Annotated in this window: 13 protein-coding genes; 4 read left to right on the top strand and 9 right to left on the bottom strand. The window is 42.8% G+C overall.

From position 1 onward, the window contains the following. Positions 1-133: 133 nt before the first annotated feature. The 3 genes from NTX44_12990 to NTX44_13000 form a co-directional block, all read right to left on the bottom strand. Positions 134-1,666, bottom strand: a complete 1,533-nt coding sequence (locus NTX44_12990) for a T9SS type A sorting domain-containing protein (GenBank protein MCX6122517.1) — start codon at positions 1,664-1,666, stop codon at positions 134-136. 41 nt (positions 1,667-1,707) lie between these two features. Further along, positions 1,708-2,505: a carbohydrate-binding family 9-like protein gene (locus tag NTX44_12995; protein ID MCX6122518.1), complete on the bottom strand. Its 798-nt coding sequence runs from the start codon at positions 2,503-2,505 to the stop codon at positions 1,708-1,710. Positions 2,506-2,728: 223 nt separating this feature from the next. After that, positions 2,729-5,263 carry a lamin tail domain-containing protein gene (locus NTX44_13000; GenBank protein MCX6122519.1) on the bottom strand — a complete coding sequence of 845 codons (2,535 nt, stop codon included), beginning with the start codon at positions 5,261-5,263 and terminating at the stop codon, positions 2,729-2,731. A gap of 216 nt (positions 5,264-5,479) precedes the next feature. On the opposite strand from NTX44_13000, the gene pepT reads away from it, so the two are divergent. Both pepT and NTX44_13010 read left to right on the top strand, forming a co-directional pair. After that, on the top strand, positions 5,480-6,715 hold the full coding sequence (gene pepT / locus NTX44_13005) for a peptidase T (protein MCX6122520.1): 1,236 nt from the start codon (positions 5,480-5,482) through the stop codon (positions 6,713-6,715). Between the two features lie 96 nt (positions 6,716-6,811). Further along, complete coding sequence (locus NTX44_13010) at positions 6,812-8,818, top strand: oligopeptide transporter, OPT family (protein MCX6122521.1); 2,007 nt, start codon at positions 6,812-6,814, stop codon at positions 8,816-8,818. Positions 8,819-9,086: 268 nt separating this feature from the next. Here the strand turns inward: NTX44_13010 and NTX44_13015 are convergent, their stop codons facing one another. Next, positions 9,087-10,403 carry a tagaturonate epimerase family protein gene (locus tag NTX44_13015; GenBank protein ID MCX6122522.1) on the bottom strand — a complete coding sequence of 439 codons (1,317 nt, stop codon included), beginning with the start codon at positions 10,401-10,403 and terminating at the stop codon, positions 9,087-9,089. 189 nt (positions 10,404-10,592) lie between these two features. On the opposite strand from NTX44_13015, the gene NTX44_13020 reads away from it, so the two are divergent. Next, entirely contained in the window at positions 10,593-11,027 is a 435-nt protein-coding gene (locus tag NTX44_13020) for a CBS domain-containing protein (GenBank protein MCX6122523.1), read from the top strand. Between the two features lie 202 nt (positions 11,028-11,229). Then, positions 11,230-13,800, top strand: coding sequence for a PAS domain S-box protein (locus NTX44_13025; GenBank protein MCX6122524.1), 2,571 nt, complete (start codon positions 11,230-11,232; stop codon positions 13,798-13,800). A 75-nt stretch (positions 13,801-13,875) separates the two neighbouring features. On the opposite strand, the gene NTX44_13030 is transcribed toward NTX44_13025, so the two are convergent. The 5 genes from NTX44_13030 to NTX44_13050 form a co-directional block, all read right to left on the bottom strand. Beyond that, the gene (locus NTX44_13030; GenBank protein MCX6122525.1) at positions 13,876-14,985 is read right to left on the bottom strand and encodes a response regulator; all 1,110 of its coding nucleotides are present in this window, start codon (positions 14,983-14,985) and stop codon (positions 13,876-13,878) included. A gap of 315 nt (positions 14,986-15,300) precedes the next feature. Next, positions 15,301-17,124 (bottom strand): carbon starvation protein A, encoded by a 1,824-nt coding sequence (locus tag NTX44_13035; GenBank protein MCX6122526.1) that lies wholly within the window; start codon positions 17,122-17,124, stop codon positions 15,301-15,303. A 236-nt stretch (positions 17,125-17,360) separates the two neighbouring features. After that, entirely contained in the window at positions 17,361-18,788 is a 1,428-nt protein-coding gene (locus tag NTX44_13040; protein ID MCX6122527.1) for a nicotinate phosphoribosyltransferase, read from the bottom strand. A 49-nt stretch (positions 18,789-18,837) separates the two neighbouring features. After that, positions 18,838-19,197 carry a YraN family protein gene (locus tag NTX44_13045; GenBank protein ID MCX6122528.1) on the bottom strand — a complete coding sequence of 120 codons (360 nt, stop codon included), beginning with the start codon at positions 19,195-19,197 and terminating at the stop codon, positions 18,838-18,840. 156 nt (positions 19,198-19,353) lie between these two features. Further along, positions 19,354-19,977, bottom strand: a complete 624-nt coding sequence (locus NTX44_13050; GenBank protein ID MCX6122529.1) for a ribonuclease HII — start codon at positions 19,975-19,977, stop codon at positions 19,354-19,356. Between the last annotated feature and the right edge of the window lie 3 nt (positions 19,978-19,980).

Genomic DNA, 19,980 nt, shown 5'->3' on the forward strand with positions numbered 1-19,980 from the left:
ACTCTGCTCGGCGATAGCGTGATCGATGTCGCTGACTTCTTTCCATCTATCCTCCTTTGGATTCTTCTCGCTGTGGTACCCAAAGTATAAACTCTGGGTACCATCTGCAAGAAAAGTAGGAGGACAAATGTCCTTATTTCAACAAAATCATTTTTTTCATCGCAGTAAATCGTTCTCCATCACCACTGACTACATTTAAGCGATAGAAATAAATGCCAGTTGCGTAACGCGACAAATCAATAGTTTGGCTCGCACTACCTGCATTCAACAAACCTAAATCAACATTCTTGATCCTCTGACCAAGGACATTAAATATCTCGATCTTTACATCAGATTTACTTTTGAGATTAAATGTTATGTTTGTTGATGGATTGAATGGATTTGGATAATTTTGGAAGAGTTCAAAATCTTCCGGAACGCCGCGTGATGCTGATACCAGGGTTGTCTGGTTTGCATCAAGAGATTGGACGAGATTATAAAGATACAAATGGCCTAGATTCACATACCAGACGTTGGTATGGCCGCTAATATGATTCAGATGATTAATAAGATAACTCTTGTTAATATCAGGATAAAGAACTTGCGGGTGCCACATAAAGTGGTACACATCTCCCTTTGCTAAAATCGCATCAAATAATCCATTCAAAGAAGTCAGACTTGTATCACCACCACCCCATGATGGCGCACCAAGCTCCAGAGTAGGGAAAAAAGCGCTAAAGTGATTTCTAGAATTATCCCATGGATGCAAGATTGAATCGCCGTACACATATTCACGAGGCGATGCTGTACTGCCATTCTCATATAAACGAGCATCAAGATAACCATAGCCACCTAAGAGTGAATCTACTTTAGAATCATAATCTCCATAAGGAGCGATCCAAGTGTAAACATATTTTGTTCCATTCAAAGAAAAAAGTGGAGGAAAGTTGAGTGCTGTTTTAATATCTTGGACAGACCCTCCGACCTCACTCACTGAAGTATAATGTTGTGTACCAATTATAGTATCATAAGGAGTAGCAATATGGGTACGGCTGTGTGATGCAATCTCTACAAATCCTGAATCAAGTTCAGCTTGGATTTTTTGCCAGGTCGGTCTGGATGTAGACCAGGTAATAACGCCTCCTGTAACATAAATGCCATACGAACGAAAAAGATGAATAAGCGCACCTTCTTCGTTAAACATCCAATCACCCCAATCATCAAATGTAGCGGTAACTACGGCTTTGCGATTATCGTAATATTTGCTGATCCCGCGATACACTATGGAGACCGGATTATTTGCTCCATCAACAATTTCGAGGAAAAGAGAATCACTCGCACCGGAAAATGCCGCTGATACATAGACTCGGCTGTTTGTGTAATCAAAGCGCACAGCTTCGACTGCATTAAACGTATCTACTGATGTTTTTTCTGTTAACTGAATCCAAGTTGATTCCAATATTTGATGCTTCTCTAAGGCTTTCAAGCTGCTAGATCCTGAAGGAATATCAATCTGGTAGGTCATTGGATATTTCAATCCGTAAGCGGTGTGAAATGTTGGCGTAACTGCTATGACAACCATTCCGGTCGATGGAGTGGTGATTGATAGTTTCGCTTGATCTTGTGAAAATGTAAAAAAGACGATACACAACGAAAGAGAGAATAATAATCCTAATCTAATTTTCATGAAGAATATCTTTTATAAATGGATATATATTGTGAAACATTTTATTTTATACTATCTATTGGCGTAACGGTCTCTTTGGAAAAGATAATGCTGCCAAATTTCGAAGGCACATGAAATCCTTCACGAGGATCTGTTTGATTCCAAGATGAAGCTTCTACTGTCTGCTGTTCTGTTCGCTGATAATCATACCGAGCTGTCAAGATACGCCATCTATCGCCATCGTGCGGAGGAAAATTCATCGACGGTGCCATAAACTGTAATTCTTTAAATGGTATAGCAACTTCGACCGTCCATCCTGTGTCAATATCTTTTTTATTATTAAGAGTTCCCTGCACCGACACTCCCACTTTTATGCTGTCGAGATTCCAAGCACGGTTCCCATATCCATTGTTGTAAAATGGCTTCTTAAAAAATATATCCAAAATCGTTCTTAGAGGATTCACTTGTATTTCGCAATAATTTAATCCATCCCCATCCGGGTCACAGAATATTTCGACCACATCTTCATACCATAATCGATCATCTCTTTCAGTCATCGTTGCCCAGACATCCGGATCTAGACAGATGAATCCAATATACAGATATTGATCATCCCACAAATATTTCACTTGTGTTGAGAGTTTCGCCTGTGAGCCATCTTGATAGTGGACAAATTTTTCCGAGAATGCAGCCGCTTGCCAATCAGGTTCTGTAAGGTGTCCGTCAATCGTGATTGATGTAGCAGTATGTTTAATAACGTACTGACGAATTTCTTGGGACCAAAGAGAGTTGGAATAAATCGCGATACAAAGCAGTGCAAGTTCTATAGAACGAAGAAATATTTTGATTGATACGCCCATTATACATTATAAAATCGTTAAAATGATATTTATGATTGAAAGCCACCTAACGACCCTTTGATAGTATCTTGAAAAATGAGTCAAGAATCAAATAAGAAATGATCTAATAAATATTTTCCTTTTACCCTATTTTTCGGTCAATCAGAATTGATTTACTGAAAAACAATCTAATCTAATTTTCAATTTACAAGTGTACTAGCTAAAGTGAGATATAAAAATATATTTATAATCTTGTTGCCACAACTGCCACCGCTTTCGCACGTTCTACTCTGCCGCTTGAATGGTCAGTCGACTCAAGAAAAATAATATAGATTCCAATGCGGGCACGCTGCTTATCATTACAAAAGCCGTCCCATACAATCTCTCCATGCGCACCAGCAAGTTCACCATTCGCCAACGTCCGAATGAGTCTTCCTTTTATATCGTAGATTCTAAGATTCACTGTCGATGTCATGACCGGGAGATTGTATCGAATGATACAGAAATCTTCAAAGCCATCACCATCCGGCGAGAATGGATTGGGCGAGATGGAAATCATTGAGCTGCTTGGTATGCTTGTCGTAACGATACTATTCGCTTTTCCCGGAGTGCCTCCAAGAATATTCGTGCACGTGCTCCAATTGCGCGGATCGTTCGAGTCAATATTAGGATTTATACGCTCAAGCGAACGTCCTCTTGTGTCAACGACATCGGGATGATGCCAACGCGGTAAGTACGCAACACTATCGATTGCTTGACCTGTAAGATCTTTCAATACAACAATATCTCCATCATTGTTGAAACTCAATCCACTTAAACGATTAAGAATACGAATATGGACCAGCGAATCTGACTGTAACAGGTTCGGAAATAATCGGAAGAGAGAAGAATCAGCTGCGACAATCGCATTCCCGCCGGACTCGACGGCAAACGGCTGGCTGGAAATATCAAATGAATTCACATTGTTCAAGGTCGGATTGTCATTGAAACTCCAACCTGCTAAATCGATCGGTTGACCGCTGCGGTTGAAAAGTTCAATCCATTCATTCTGGCCATACAATGGATCATACATAATTTCATTGATTATAAGTGAACGAGGTTCATACCTGATATTGACAGTAATCGATGTCCGATTATTTTGCAAACGCTCGTCGCGCCACCAATCAACAACAACAATGATATTGGTTGTACCGGAAGCAAGTTGAGGAAATGATTCAGAAAAAAGAATTGAATCGCCTGCAGCTAATGGTTGCGCAGATAATATCGTGCGCATAAGTTCCGGCGTTGAATCGCGATGTCCATCAGCATAATACCTGACCAGAACACTATCCACAATTCGTCTGCCGATATTATGAACGCTTGCATGTACGATTGGATGAATTTTTCCACCGACCGTCGTTTGTGTTTGCGTCACATTGCTGATCATCAAATCGCAATCGAGCCGGGCAATACTGTTTTTCTTACCCGGCGTACTGCCAAGCGAATCTTGTGATGTTCCCCAGTTTGTCAATACAGTGCTTGACAGTTCACCATCAATGCGTTCTAATGATTTTCCATTTTGTCCGCCCCAGGATGGCGCATACATGACACTGTCGATAGTACTCAATCTCGAATCGTAAATGACGACAGCATCAGGCGTAGAATTGTTAAGCGCAGAAAAACTTGTCGTGACAACTGATATGCCGGAATGATATGAACGGAATACAATGTCCTTCGCAATCACTAAATATGAACTTGGCGGAAGAAGCACATCGGTTTGTGTGATGATTGATTTCGCAGAAATGTTGCTGTCTGATATTCTCCAATTCTTTACATTGATTGTATCGGACGAAGTATTAAACACTTCCACCCATTCCAGTTCATCACCGATGGGATAATACATAATTTCATTTACCAGGATATCGCACTTCACATTCCCCACACTTACAATCGTGCGTGCAGTATCGTTTGAATGATTTTCATCCGAGGAATAATCAATGACCGCAGCAAAGTTATGGTCGCCTGCTTTCATTGGAGCATGTGAGACAAGACATGTTGACGAATCGCCGGGACTGAGAGAAAGTCCATGGAGAGCAGTGAACTGCTCGATAGATTCATAGAGACCATTAGAGTTTTCATCACAGAATAATCGAATTGAGAAGTTTGAAGAGGCGAGTAATCCATAATTCTTTACTACCGCCGAAAGTATTATCGAGTCTTTTCGTGTTGCGTGAACAGGCGCAGCACTGATCTTGGAAAAACCTACATCACTTCCGGTCGTGACCGAAATTGAGACATCATCGATCCTGAGCACTCCAGTATTGTTTGTGCTATCGGCAAGCACGATCCATTTGAGTTGGACATTGGATTGGAAATTCAATCCCTTCTTCGAAAGATCAATAGTGCGTTGAACATAACTGGTGATTGTGGTGATTGTATCAAACCTTGCCAGCAGTATCCCAAAGTTGATGCCATCCACGGAAGCGCGGATCTCTAATCGGTAGGCAGCTGCAGTGCTTGTCCTTCGCTCCCAAAAGACCAATGTATTCGGAAAGCGTGAGCCAAAATTAAACACAGGAGAGAGGAGCGTTTTTATGGAACGGTTACCAGTCGCAGAAACGCAATTCGGAGCTGAATGCGGTGAAGATGCATACGTCGAAAAACCGTTTCCGCTCCAGCCGTATGGCAGGATCGGTGCTGTTACTCCATCGAAATTTTCTGAATATTGGGAAGCAGTAATTTGTGCTATGGAACATGTTGTTTGAATGAATAGAAGAAACAAAATTGCTCGCAATTGCATGGAGAAAACCCTCCCATTGGTAGTGAAAAGCTTGGCTCTCGAGAAATTGCTGATGTACAATAAGAACATTTTCATTTCGACGCAACTGCATTTTCGAGATTTCAATTTTTGATACTGCTTTTATGATGCCTTATTTCTATCTTATCAAATAAGTTCCCTTGTTGGACGGAACAATATTCTGTCCAATGTTCACACCTATTATGAGAGGAGTACGTTATGTCTGAGACCGTTCTCGATAAATTTCTCCGATATGTTATCATCGATACACAGTCTAAGGAAGATTCTGAATCCTATCCGAGTACCGCGAAACAGTTCGACCTGCTCAACCTGCTGGTAAAAGAGTTAAAAGGTCTTGGTGTTCCGAAAGTGAGTATTGACGAGTTTGGATATGTGATGGCAACAATTCCAGCGAATGTGCAAAAGAATGTGCCCGTTATCGGATTTATCGCACACGTGGATACGTCGCCGGAAGTGAGCGGTGCAAACGTGAAGCCGCAGATCATCACCAAGTACAAGGGCGGTGATATAGTTTTGTCTGGCGAGCCCACTGCCGTCATTCGCGAATCAGAAAATCCGACGCTGAAAGCTGCACTCGGCAAGATGATTGTCACCAGCGACGGCACAACACTTCTTGGCGCTGACGACAAAGCTGGTCTTGCCATTATTATGACAGCTGTTCAATCGCTCATTGATAATCCAAAAATTGCGCATGGCGAAATTAAAATCGGTTTCACGCCGGATGAAGAAGTCGGTGCAGGGACAAAATTTTTCGACATCAAAAAGTTCGGCGCTCAGTTTGCCTACACGATAGATGGTGACACACCCGGTGAGTTGAACAAGGAAACATTTAGTGCTAATTCCTGTCTTATCACTGTCCAAGGCCGGGACATTCATCCCGGCAGTGCAAAAGATATTATGATCAATTCTGTACGCGTCATCTCCGATATCATTGCTCGGCTGCCAAAGAATACTGCACCGGAAACGACAGAGGGATACGAGCCCTACATTCATCCATATGTTCTCGAAGGCGGTGTTGGCAAGTCAACAGTAAAAATTCTTTTCCGCGATTTTAAAACGGCCGGATTGGATGCTCTCAAGAAGATTGTGGAAAAAGTCGTTGCAGAAGTTCAATCGATGTATCCAAAAGCAAAAATCGAGTTACAAATTACAGAGCAGTACCGTAATATGCGCGAAGGGTTGGAAAAAGATACTCGCGTGATCGATTACTTGTTCGAGGCAACGAAGCGTTCCGGTTTACAGCCGGAGTGGACACCAATCCGGGGCGGCACAGATGGATCACGCCTGACAGAGAATGGCTTGCCAACGCCGAATATTTTCACCGGCGGGGCAAATTATCACAGCCGCACAGAATGGGTAAACGTATGGGGCATGGAAAAATCTGTGGAGACCGTACTGAATTTAGTACAGATTTGGGCGGAGAAGAGTAATTAAGCACTCAGTAGTCAGTCTTCAGTTCTCAGCAGATAAAGCAATTTCATGAATTGATCACTGATCGCTGATAACTGATAGCTAATAAAAGGAGTTACTATGGATCAACAAGCACCCACAATAAGCAGTATTCCGGAAAACGCGTATAAAGAATTAAAGCCAGGTGAAGAGTACCGGCCCATTATGGTACCCGAACAATCGTACCCCGAAGTAACTGTATGGTCGGTAACATGGGGATTGGTCATGGCAGTCCTCTTTTCTGCGGCAGCAGCTTATTCCGGATTGAAAATTGGACAAGTGTTTGAAGCCGCAATTCCCATTGCGATTCTTGCAGTTGGCATAACCGGTGTTGCAAAAAAGAAGAATGGTCTTGGTCAGAATGTGATCATCCAGTCCATTGGGGCTGCGTCTGGTGTCATTGTCGCCGGGGCTATTTTTACAATTCCAGCACTATATATTCTTGCACTTCCGGCAAGCTACTTTCAGATGTTTATGGCATCGGCACTCGGCGGATTTCTCGGAATTCTCTTTCTCATTCCGTTCCGAAAATATTTTGTCAAAGACATGCATGGCACACTTCCCTTTCCTGAAGCGACGGCAACAACAGAAATTCTCGTTGCCGGCGAACAAGGCGGCAAACAGGCAATGGTACTAGTTGTCAGCGGACTTATCGGTGGAATATTTGATTTCGTCTTCAGCGCATTTGGATCATGGTCGGAAGTCATCACGTCACGGATGTTCGGCTGGGGACAAACGCTTTCCGATAAGCTGAAGATAGTATTTAAAGTAGATGTCTCTGCAATGGTCTTTGGACTTGGATATATTATCGGATTGAAATATGCGGCAATCATTGCAGCGGGTTCTATTCTTTCCTGGTTTGTCATGGTACCTTTGGTCTATGAAGTCGGTCAGTATCTTACCATTCCGCTTGGTGCAACAGCAACAAAACTCATTGCACAAATGAGCCCTGAAGAAATCTTCCGTACGTACGTTCGGCAGATTGGCATAGGCGGAATTGCGATGGCAGGCATTATCGGCATTATTCGTTCCTCGAAAATCATTGCCGGTGCATTCTCGCTCGCCTACAAAGAAATCGCACATCATACTTCCGGGGATGAGGGAAAAACGCTCCGCACGCAATCCGATATTCGCATGCTGTGGGTCGTCGTTTTGATCCTTCTAACGGCTCTTGCGCTCTTCGTATTTTTTATGCTTGGAGTCGTTCCTACAATCGGACAGGCGATCGTCGCATTGTTAGTGGTCACTATTATTTCTTTCCTTTTTACCACTGTTGCAGCAAATGCTACAGCTATTGTTGGAACAAATCCGGTTTCCGGTATGACATTGATGACACTGATTCTTTCATCTCTCGTACTGACACAAATTGGTTTAAGCGGCACATCCGGTATGGTGAGCGCACTTATTATTGGCGGCGTCGTATGCACGGCGTTGTCGGTTGCAGGAGGATTCATTACCGATCTCAAAGTTGGTTACTGGCTTGGTTCTACACCGAAGAAGCAAGAGACATGGAAATTTCTCGGTGTTCTTGTCTCAGCAGCAACTGTAGGCGGTGTCATTCTTATACTCAATCAGGCATATGGCTTTACCGGTGAAAAAGCAATGGTTGCTCCGCAAGCTAACGCGATGGCGGCAGTCATCAAGCCGCTGATGTCAAACGCCCCAACGCCTTGGGTACTTTATATTGTCGGTGCAGTTATAGCGTTATTGCTTGTGATTCTGAAAGTCCCGCCCCTGGCTTTTGCGCTTGGAATGTACATTCCACAGGAATTGAATATGCCGCTTGTCTTTGGAGGATTCATTGCGTGGCTCGTGTCAACACGAACAAAGAATGAAAAGTTGAACAACGCCCGTTTCCAACGCGGTACTTTGATCGCTTCCGGGTTCATTGCAGGCGGTGCACTGTTCGGTGTCTTTAACGCATTTTTAAAATTCATCGATCAGCAATGGTCGTTTGGATATGCCGCTTGGAATAACGAGCAGTGGGCAGGATCAACAAACGGCGAGATAGCCGGTTTAGTGATGTTTGCATTGTTGTTCGCTTATGCATTATGGGATTCGATGCGGGGAAAAGAGACAGAGTCCTAAAACTGCACAACTCGCGGCAGCGAGTTCCAATTTCGCTGTGTGTACATAGAAGCCGCTCTGGAACAATTTTGAGCGGCTTTGCTATTCCAAGTTATAGATTCCCGATATTTTAATGAGCAAATATTAATAGAGAAATATCAGGAATCTTCTCTACAGGATAACAGATCCGAAAAGTACAGAACCATTCGATTATACATCACATGGGGTGAAACGCCATTTTTAAATTGCGGCATTCCTTCCCAACTTAAGGATGAAAGAACCCTCGTTGTCAATCTATAAACAACGGTTTAAGATGCCGATTCAGAATGTTGCCCGTGACCGATGCACTCACCGAGTTTTCATACTTGTCCAATGCCGAAGTGTATCGAGTACCCATTTCTGCAGCAATCTTGAATGCGACATGAAGCATTTGGCGCAAATGAATATTGAAAACAGGATTTTTTTGATCGTGCTGAAGTGCAGAGACAAACTGTTGAGACGTCCAGTTGCTTACCTGCGATGGCTGAGGTAATTTTGAATTATCGATCTCGACCACAGTTGCATACGGTTTGCAAAGTTCAACCCTGCGGGCAAACGCTTGGGCGTAGACATCGTGAGCGATCGCCAAACCATCACCGCCCGCCAATGCTAATCCAATCAATTCTTCAAGCCACGTTGTTCCTGCTGTTTTAAGATGAAGGCCTGCGTTATGCATCTTCAGCACTTGACGTATATGCGGGTACAGAGAAAACTTATCGCTGCCGGAATGTACGCTTAACTTCAAATTTTTGGGAAGATTAAATATATTAACCGCATGAGCAATAACCAAAACATCTTCTTCAAATTCTTGTGCGAATGCGCTCGGATTGCCTACATAATCAATTCCCTTTAGGAACTTGCCGGAAAATTTCGGAGCGATTGTCTGCGCAGGAATTCCTTCCTGCGCAAGAGCCGCAAGAATAAAAAACATTTCAACCGGAGTCTGCGGCGTATCTGTTTCATCCATAGATACTTCGACAATAAATTTGCCTTCGCCTTTATTCTTTTTAATGTGCTGATAGGTCTTCGCCGCTTCTTCGATCGCATAAAGATATTTCGCTCCTATTGAATGAACCGAATCTTTTGTAACGGTAATTTCTCGCTGGACTCCAGGAATATTCAGCTTGCCGATGTACTTTGCCATTGATTGTTCGAAGGCTAGGAGATCTGCTTCTGCCGGAGCTATACCGATAAAATCAGCAACATCGAGAGTGAAGAAATCTGCATGCGCCATAAATTTATCTACGTTACCAAGCCCTATATGATCGGCATCAACGTGATATGCCCCCTTCCACCCCATTTTTTTCACTGCTGTATCCGCTTCACGGCGGGTATCTTCCGGGTTCGTACCAATGATCGTGTGTTCACGATTAGATTTATTCCAAACTGGAACCACATCTACTCCTAGCTGTTGTGCAATCAGGAATGCCTGCAATTGTGCATTCCCCTGGCGGCCAAAACGATCTCCGACACCTATTGAATACTTCTCGAGCGTCATTGTATATCTCCTTATTTTAGGGACAACGTATCTGTCAATATTGATTCTTAGGATTGGTATGAAATACATCCTATAAAACCTTAATAGCCTCATGCTATCTATCAATGAGATAGATGCCTTACGTTAAGATAGGAATATTTTTTTTATCTGCCAATCACCTTACCATAAAATTAGCTCATTGACTTTTTGTTGAGCCTTTTGCATGTTGAATCATCAAAAGAGATCATACTAAGTCATACTATTTTAAGGAAGAGGATCATGACGACAGTCAAAAATGTTCTGCAAGCCAAAGAAAATAATATTTGGTCGATTGCTCCAGATGCGATCGTATTTGATGCACTTAAAATTATGGCAGAAAAAAATATCGGCGCGCTTCTGGTGATGCAAAAGGAAAAAGTGGTGGGGATTTTCTCTGAACGGGACTATGCCAGAAAGATTGTACTCAAAGGAGAATCTTCACGCACAACTGCTGTAAAAGATGTGATGACCTCCGAAGTGCTTTCTGTGAACCCGGAGCAATCCATTGACGAATGCATGGCTCTTATGACCAATAAACACGTCCGTCACCTTCCTGTCATAGAGAACGGAAAACTCATTGGTCTCATTTCAATTGGAGACGTAGTAAAAGCGATTATTTCCGAACATGAATATACGATAAAACAGTTGGAAAATTATATTACAGGTTCCCGGTGAGGGGAACCTCGGCTGCACCTCTCTTCCTCTTTATTTCGCTAAAGCAATTTTTATTGCCGCATCTCTTGAATTCCCGCATTACCATTCGTATATTATTTTTGTTTGATTTTGACATTCAACGATGAAGCCTGCCTCATGTCTTACGTTATGTCATTTATCAAGTATCGCACCGAAAGCTGGCACCACATAAGGATCTTCGAGAATGTTTGAAAAGTTTATCTCGCTTCTTGCACCGCCAAACTTCGGCGATGAAGAAAAAAATCGCATTGCAGAAATCCTCAATGTTATCGCGCTGAGTATCCTTACAGGCTTTATAATTCTCGTTCTTCAAAGAGCGATCGCCGGTCAATATAAACTCTTTATTCAAACATTATCCGCTGGCGTCATGATTATTCTTTCTATCGTGTTCCTCAGGAAAGGGTATTTGCAATGGGCAGAAGGACTGTTGCTCTGGACAATCTTGGGTTTCATAACATTTCTGCTCTATACATCAAATGGACTTCACAATATTGCTCTTCTTGGCATCCCTATATGTCTGGTGTTTGCAGGAATTGCTCTCCGTGCAATTTATTTCTTTGCCTTCACATTTTTGGCAATTCTGTCAGTAGTCACCATAGGCTTTCTCGAAATTAATGGATTGCTTACGACTCGAAACATCACGCAGACAACGTACTTCGATGTTATCGATATCGTTGTTATCCTTGTTGTGACAGCTGTTGCTGTGCGGATTCTTTCAGACAATCTTCTGCGAAGTATCAATAGAGCGCGTATGAAGGAGAAGGATATCCGGCATCAAGCCACGGAACTAAAGGAATCGGAAGAAAAGTTCAGAACACTGACTGAAGAATTACCAAATATGGTTTTCATTTACGAGAATGGAAAGATTGTGTATGTGAATGAACGATGTAAAGAGTTGATCGGGTTTACACGCGAAGAAATTTATGCTCCGGGATTCGATATTCTTTCCATTATTGCACCGGAACATCGGGATGTGATCATGCAAAAATTCTTTCAGCATAAAATTGGCGTTGAGGTAGAACCGTATGAGTGTACATATATTGGAAAAGCCGATCAGAGAATCGAGTGCCTTCAAATGTCGAAGGTGATCCATTATACAGGACAACCAGCCATACTTGGAATTGTAGCGGATTTGACGGAATTTAAGCGCGCTCAAGACGCTATTCGTGAAAGTCAAAGCCGGCTTTCTTGCATCATCACATCTGCAATGGAAAGCATCATCACATTAGATGAACACCGGCGTATCTTATCGTTTAACCCTGCATCAGAACAGATGTTCTGCTGCTCCGAAGCAGAGGCAACAGGACAGTCCATCGATCGCTTCATTGCCCTTCCAAACACCGATAAGAACCATGGCAACGGTGATGTTCATGAGTCGCACTCGATCGTCAGCTTATTGGAAGGCAGGATGAGAACGATTAACGGAATTCGTGTGAACGGTGAAGTTTTTCCAGTTGAGGCATCCATCGCAAAAGTGAATTCGGGAAACGAAGAACTCTACACAATCATCCTCCGTGATATCACTGAACGAATAAAGTCAGAAGAGACTCAAAGAAACTTGCAGGCACAGCTATTGCAATCGCAAAAGATGGAGGCAGTTGGTTCTCTGGCTGGCGGTATTGCACATGATTTTAACAATATTCTTTCTGTCATTATTGGCAATGCCGAACTAGTGAAATTGAAACTCGCTCCAAAACATCGAGCAATGAAACATATCGAGGAAGTGGTCAGTGCATCGGATCGGGCGCAAGATCTTGTTCAGCAAATTCTCGCTTTTAGCAGGAAACAAGACACACAGTTCCGGCCCGTTCGGCTGCATTACATTTTACGAGAAGGAATGAGACTTCTCCGTGCATCGCTTCCTGCCACCATCGAGATTAAAATGGATTTACCGATCAATGGCCCGCTCATTTTGGGTGATGCGACACAAATACACCAAGTGATTATGAATCTTTGTACAAATGCCGCTCAAGCAATGGAAGGAATCGACGGAAAGCTCATCTTGCGCCAGAAGAATGTAGCGTTCGACGATCGTTCAATCCTGTTTCATCCTGATCTGAAGAAGGGTCTCTATGCAATGTTCTCGGTACAGGATACCGGACTCGGCATGGATGGATTCACGTTGAAACGGATTTTCGAACCGTTCTTTACCACAAAAGCACCTGGTAAAGGAACGGGATTGGGATTGGCAATTGTCCATGCCATCATCAAAAACCATGGCGGCGCAATTAAAGTTCAAAGTCAAGTTGGAAAAGGCACTCAAGTAGATGTGTATATACCTGTGTATGAAGGTGAAGAAGAAAATGTAAAATCTGAAACAGCAAAGAAACGCTTCGGACACGCCGAACGTATTATGATTGTTGATGATGAAGAACTATTACTTAAAACGCTGACAGAGACCCTCAAAGGTCTTGGCTATCAAGCGTACCCCTTTGTCAGGCCGACTGAAGCGCTACAAGCATTCGAGCAACACCCCGACGAATTTGATCTCATCATTACAGACCAGACGATGCCGCATATGACCGGTATTCTTCTCGCCGACAGAATCAGGCAAGTGCGTAACGACCTGCCGATCGTTTTAATGACGGGATATGATCAATTAGAAGATTCCAAGAAACTTGAAGCTCTCGGCATTCAGACTGTTCTGCTCAAACCCTTTAGGAAAGTTGTTCTTGGAGAGACTCTTAAGAAAATATTGGAAACAAAAGAAGTAACAAAACCGTACAATCATTTAGCAAAAAAAGCAAAACACTAAAGAGAAGAAAACCATCCTCACTCTCTTCTCTTTCATGTTCATGATCATCCGAAGTAGTAATCCTGAACGAGAGACTTACAATCCTGATAGAAGTCTGAGCTGTTCGTACCTTTTTATTTTTCCACGAACTGTGGCAAGAAGATTTTCGCGATGAATCGGTTTAACAAGAAAATCATCGACACCGATTTCTTTACTAGCTCGCATAAGAACGGCATCATTTAATCCTGTGATAAACACAAATGGCACTTGCTGCAGGTGACGCAGTTCCCTGGTTTTTTCATAAAATAAAAAACCATTCATTGTTGAAGTTTCCAGGCTGATGTCACAGAGAATCAAATCAACTTTTTCTTTCTTAAAATATTCGTATGCATCATCCGACGTGCTAAAGCCCGCCACATTGTATTTTTCTTGAACAAGCGTCGCCTCCATCAAGGTAAGTATTTGCTCGTCATCGTCAATCACAGCAATCTTCCACTTCTTCCTCTTCATCTCCTTTAAAACAACAAGGTTTGCATCGATGACAACCTGGTCGGAATTTGACACGTCGAAACTTTTACGAAGTTCGGCAAGACTTTCTTTCACCTCTGTCTGCGATGCATGTTGTAAAAGATGCTTTAGTAAAAAAATATAAATTTCTAATTTTGCTTGTCTATCTAAGACTTCATGTTCTTCCGCTGTAATAGAAAGCGATTGTCTGAGGTCTAGAAGTTCGTGTACTTCCTCTTCAGTTTTTTGACCGTCAGACCAGATAAGCAAGAGTGCCTGTTTGTAGGTTTCTAATGCTTCTTTCGACGCTCGTTTTATTTTTGCAGGTTCGGTTGAATCAGTAGAACGCAGACCCGCTTTTTTGAATTCCTCATACAGCGCCGGCACTTTCATTCCATTGATGCCTGCGGGATCAGTGAGAATGTGCTCATTCAGATTATATGGTGTGAGCACTTTGTCAGATACATCGGTATTCTTTACGTTATTTTGTGGATCTGTATTTTTGCGTTGCTGCTGAAAAAAAAGTTCTTGAATTCGTTCTTCATAGGCAAATGCATATAAATTTTTGGGATCTAATTCGCGCGCTTTTTTTACTTCCTGAAGCGCCTTTTCTAAATTATTCGATTTTACAAGTTGATCGACATGCTTTAGGATTTCTCTGGACGATTTCGTGGCTTCAGGTATTCGTGTCGATTCCAATTAATTTTCTCCTTTATATGGTCACACGTATTCTTGCGATTTGGAAAAATATGAAGAACTGTCCTCTTTGGATCATAACGAATTATGAGAGGCAACTATAAGATAAACAACGAGTTCTTGTTGTGCACCGACAGATTACACTACTCTATTACAGTAGAATGTAGGAATGTCTTTCGAGAAACGCAATTTGAAAATCCTTGTATTCACATATTTTATGGACAGCAAATCGATCGCTGTTGCAGCGGTGTACGAGAAGCGACCACGTTTCCTTTTCCTTTGAGAGTATTTGTAATTCAGCTTTTACGAAACCAACCTCTACTCGTTCGTAATAATTTCTTGCCTGCCCCGAACAACAGCGATCCATTTGGGCACTGCATCAACGATCACAATAATCACGCTTCCCATAATCACAACTGTGAGAAGAAGATTAATAATTCCGTGCATGTGCGTTTTTTCTATACGCAGCATCGGAATGAACAAGTTCATAATATTCATTGCACCGGCAACGAGAGTGGTGATAGTGACAAAGATGAGCGGTACAATGGTGACCCACGCATACCGGGCTTTTCCACGATTGATAATAAACGACGTTCCCACCGTGAGTGCTATTGCTGCAAGCAACTGGTTCGCTGTTCCAAACATCGGCCATATCGAAGAAACACTGCCGGTATAGATAAAGTATGCCCACGCAACAACAATCACAAAACTCGCAAGCAAATTGCCTGGCAGCCAATCGGTCCGGCCAAAAGGCTTGTAAATTTTTCCTAGCATTTCCTGTAATACGAATCTGCCGATTCGTGTGCCTGCGTCAATCGTTGTAAGGATGAACAGCGCCTCGAACATAATAGCAAAATGATACCAGTACGACATTAAATTCGTTAATCCGGGAATATTAGAAAATATTTGTGCCATCCCGACTGCCAGCGATACTGCGCCGCCCGTTCTGCCAATAATCTTCTCGCCCACATCCGCCGAAAGCTGCGCAATATTCGAATCCACAAATCCCATTGCGTGAAGCTGCGGAAGAACAGATTGAAATTTTTCCACCGGCACATTGATCATAAAATAATCGAGAGGCAACAAACTTGCCGCCGCAATAAGAGCCAGCACACTGACAATGCCTTCAGCAAGCATTGAGCCGACTGCGATGAATTTGATTTGCGATTCTCTCATCAACATTTTCGGCGTTGTACCGGAACTCACGAGCGAATGAAATCCCGAGACGGCTCCACATGCGATAGTAATGAACAAATACGGGAAGAGTGTTCCAGGAATAATCGGCCCGCCGCCATGCACATACATCGTAAATGCCGGCATCTTCAGGATCGGTGCGACAATGATAATACCAAGCGCGAGAAGTCCTATAACGGTCAGTTTCATTATTGAACTCAAATAGTCACGCGGCGACAACAACAGCCACACCGGCAATACAGAGGCACAGAAGCCATACATCGCAAGCAGAATCGTTAATGAACTATGATCAAACATGAACCACGAGGCAACGGGCGAATCTGGAATGTAGCGGCCGTAGATTACTGCGAGTGTCAACAAGATCACACCGCCTATTGTGGCTTCCGCAACTTTTCCTTTTCGCAACCGAAACATCCAGATGCCCATAAGAAGCGCGATAGGAATCGTTGCCGCAATAGTGAAGGTACCCCACGCACTTTCGGAAAGTGAATTTACAACTACCAAGCCAAGTCCTGCCATTGCGACGACGAGGATGATCAGGATGGCAATCGATGCTGTCGTTCCACTGAGCCGGCTAATTTCCACTTTTGCAATCTCTGCCAGAGATTTTGCATCGTGCCGAACCGATGCAACAAGAATAACAAAATCATGTACCGCACCTGCCATCACTGCACCAATCACCATCCACAGGAAACCAGGAAAGTAGCCGAACTGCACTGCAAGCACCGGACCAACAAGTGGACCTGCGCCAGCAATTGCCGCAAAATGATGACCGAAGAGCACCCATTTGTTCATGGGATAATAATTCTGACCGTCGTACAATCGGCTTGATGGCAGAACATTAACATCATTCACGACGGCAACTTTTGCTGCGATGAAACTAAAATAAAAACGATACGCAAGCGCGAAAAAAGCTATCGCCGCAATGAGCAAAGGCATAGCATTCATTTTTGCTCCATTTCAATTAATTCCAGGGGAACGGAAAACAAGAAAGAAGTGTCAAATAAACGGAGATAATCACAGATCGCCGGCAACCAACAATATCTTTCATTATTTAAAAAAATTCTTTTATCATACTCCTTGAAAACCACTCACGCAACTATATCATCGTGTGAAAAGTTTTTGCTTTTCTTGCAGCGATGGCGGAAAAGTTTTCGTTTTGTTAACAAACAACATTCAATTTCTTACTTCTTCGCCAATGAACCTTTTTGTATTTGTTCAAACAAGAATGTACGCAATCTCATCAATGAAGGGCTAAGACCAACCTTAAAATGCTGTGGATTTTCGAAACGTTTACATTCTCCAGGTAAACAAGAAAACCTTTGTGATACATAGCGGGCACTTTCCGTCGGAGTCGGCAATGGGCCAATGATATGTCCATCTTCCATCACTTTTTGCATAAGCGGCCTTGGAATCAATCCTCCAACACTATGCTGCTGCTCTGTATGAAATGGATCGTAGAATACTTCGATGTCATCTTCTGTTTCCATCATGATACCGTCTGAATCGAAATGGCCCATAGGATCAAAATAGCGTACGACTTTTTTCCGTCCGGGCAGCGTAGTCTTCGCATAGCTTTCCGCAAATTTTAATATAGGCTGTTCTCCAATGACGCTTGGTTTGTATACGCCTTGTAACGCAGGACAACTATATGCAGTTAAGAGTCGTGTACCAATGCCAAATGCGTCAATAGGTGCACCTTGTTGAAGAAGACTACTAATAAGCAATTCATCAAGTTGATTCGAGACAACAATTTGCACGTAGCTAAGTTTTGCGGCATCCAGTATTGCACGAGCTTTCTTGCTCAAATGTGCAAGATCGCCCGTGTCAAGCCGGATGGCTTTAAGTTTTTTTCCTCTCTCTTCCATTTCTTTTGCTACAATTAATGCATTGGGAAGTCCACTTCTCATAACATTATACGTATCAACAAGAAGTGTGCAATCTTCCGGATAAATTTCCGCGTATGCGCGGAAGGCAGTAAGTTCATCACCGAAACTTTGAATCCATGAATGAGATTGTGTACCAGCTAACTGGAGCGAGTAACGGAAAGCTGCGTAGACATTTGAGGTCGCATCTAATCCACCAATGATAGCGGCTTTACTTGCTTGAATGCCTCCTAATCCTTGTGCCCGGCGCAATCCAACATCAATGATTCTCCGATTGCCAGCTGCAAACCGGATACGTGATGCTTTCGTAGCTATCAGCGATTGGAAATTTAATAAATTAAGAAGTATCGTTTCGATGAACTGCGTTTCGAAAAGGGTTCCCTCTACACGAACAATTGGTTCTAACGGAAATATAAGTTCACCTTCCCTCATTGCGTGAACTGTTCCCGAAAAACGAAAATTAAAAAGATAGCGAAGAAATTCTTCTTTGAACCCCAGGGACCGAATATATTCAATCTCGCTATCTTCAAACCGCAATTTTTCGAGAATCTCCAGAAGGTCGCTGAGCCCAGCAAAAACGACATAGCCGTTGCCAAAAGGATTTTCGCGGAAAAAGAAATCGAAGACTGCCTTTGTTTCAGCTCTCCCTGATAATAAATATCCCTGCGCCATCGTGAGCTGGTAGTAATCTGTGAAGAGCGCAGCATGTGAATCGAAGACTCTCATAATCTATCACTCTCCTGAATCGTTAATAATTTTATGCTGAGAAAAAGAATTAAAATGCATTTTTTATATGCCGAATATCTGCTTTACCATCTTTGAATTCAATCGCAACAACATCGAACCGGCATAGACGATTATCAATATCGTGCTCGAACAGATAACCGTCGGCAACTCTCTGCACCTGTTCCTGTTTTTCTTCCGTTACTGCATCTTCCGGCGCTCCGAACACTGTAGAGCGTCGTGCCTTGACTTCTACAAAGACTAACTCATCACCTTCTTCTGCAATCAGATCAATCTCGCCCCGTTCAAAACGGTAATTACGGTCTATTATTTTAAAACCGTTTCGTTCAAGAAACCGTGCAGCTAAATCTTCTCCGGCTTTTCCTTGAATTCGACGATTGATCGGCGGCATAGTATTTATTCAAACGTACCTAACGTTCCTTCATCCGAACATAAAAAGATGAGGCACAATTCGTGCAATTAAAATAATGAATGTGTGTGGGACATGCAATCCATTGTACTATCTGCACTCATCCAGACATTAGATGAAGAATAATCAATATTTTTACTATAATAATTTTCCTTGAAGAGCGGACGGATGAAACGATCTACGATGAATTTCGCAGAATCCGTACGTGCGGATAGCGTCAATGTGTTGGCGTGTCCCATAACCTTTATGTTGGGCAAAGCCATATTGTGGAAATTGAATATCAAGGTCGCGCATGAGCCGATCACGCGTCACTTTCGCAACGATTGAAGCGGCAGCAATCGTGAAAGACGTTTCATCGCCTCGAATAATGTTTTGGAATTTCAGCGTTTCATGCTTAAAAGAATTACCATCGATAATTGCATATTCCGGCTGAATATTCATACTCTCTATCGATTTCCTCATTGCCAAAATGGTCGCCTGCAGAATATTAATTCGATCAATCACTTCGTGATCGACAACGCCGACACCAACACAAATGGCTTGTTCCATAATTAACGTGAACAATGCTTCCCGCTGTTTTGCTGTACATTTCTTAGAATCATCCACATGCTCTATGGTAAGATCTCTGGGGAAGACAACTGCCGCTGCGACGACGGGTCCTGCAAGCGGGCCCCGGCCGGCTTCATCTACACCTGCAATGTGTTCGATGCCTTGCAGCCATAACGCGCGTTCTATTTCAAGACTGACGCAAGAATGTTTCATGAG

Source organism: Ignavibacteriales bacterium (assembly GCA_026390575.1).
GTDB lineage: Bacteria > Bacteroidota > Ignavibacteria > UBA10030 > UBA10030 > Fen-1298.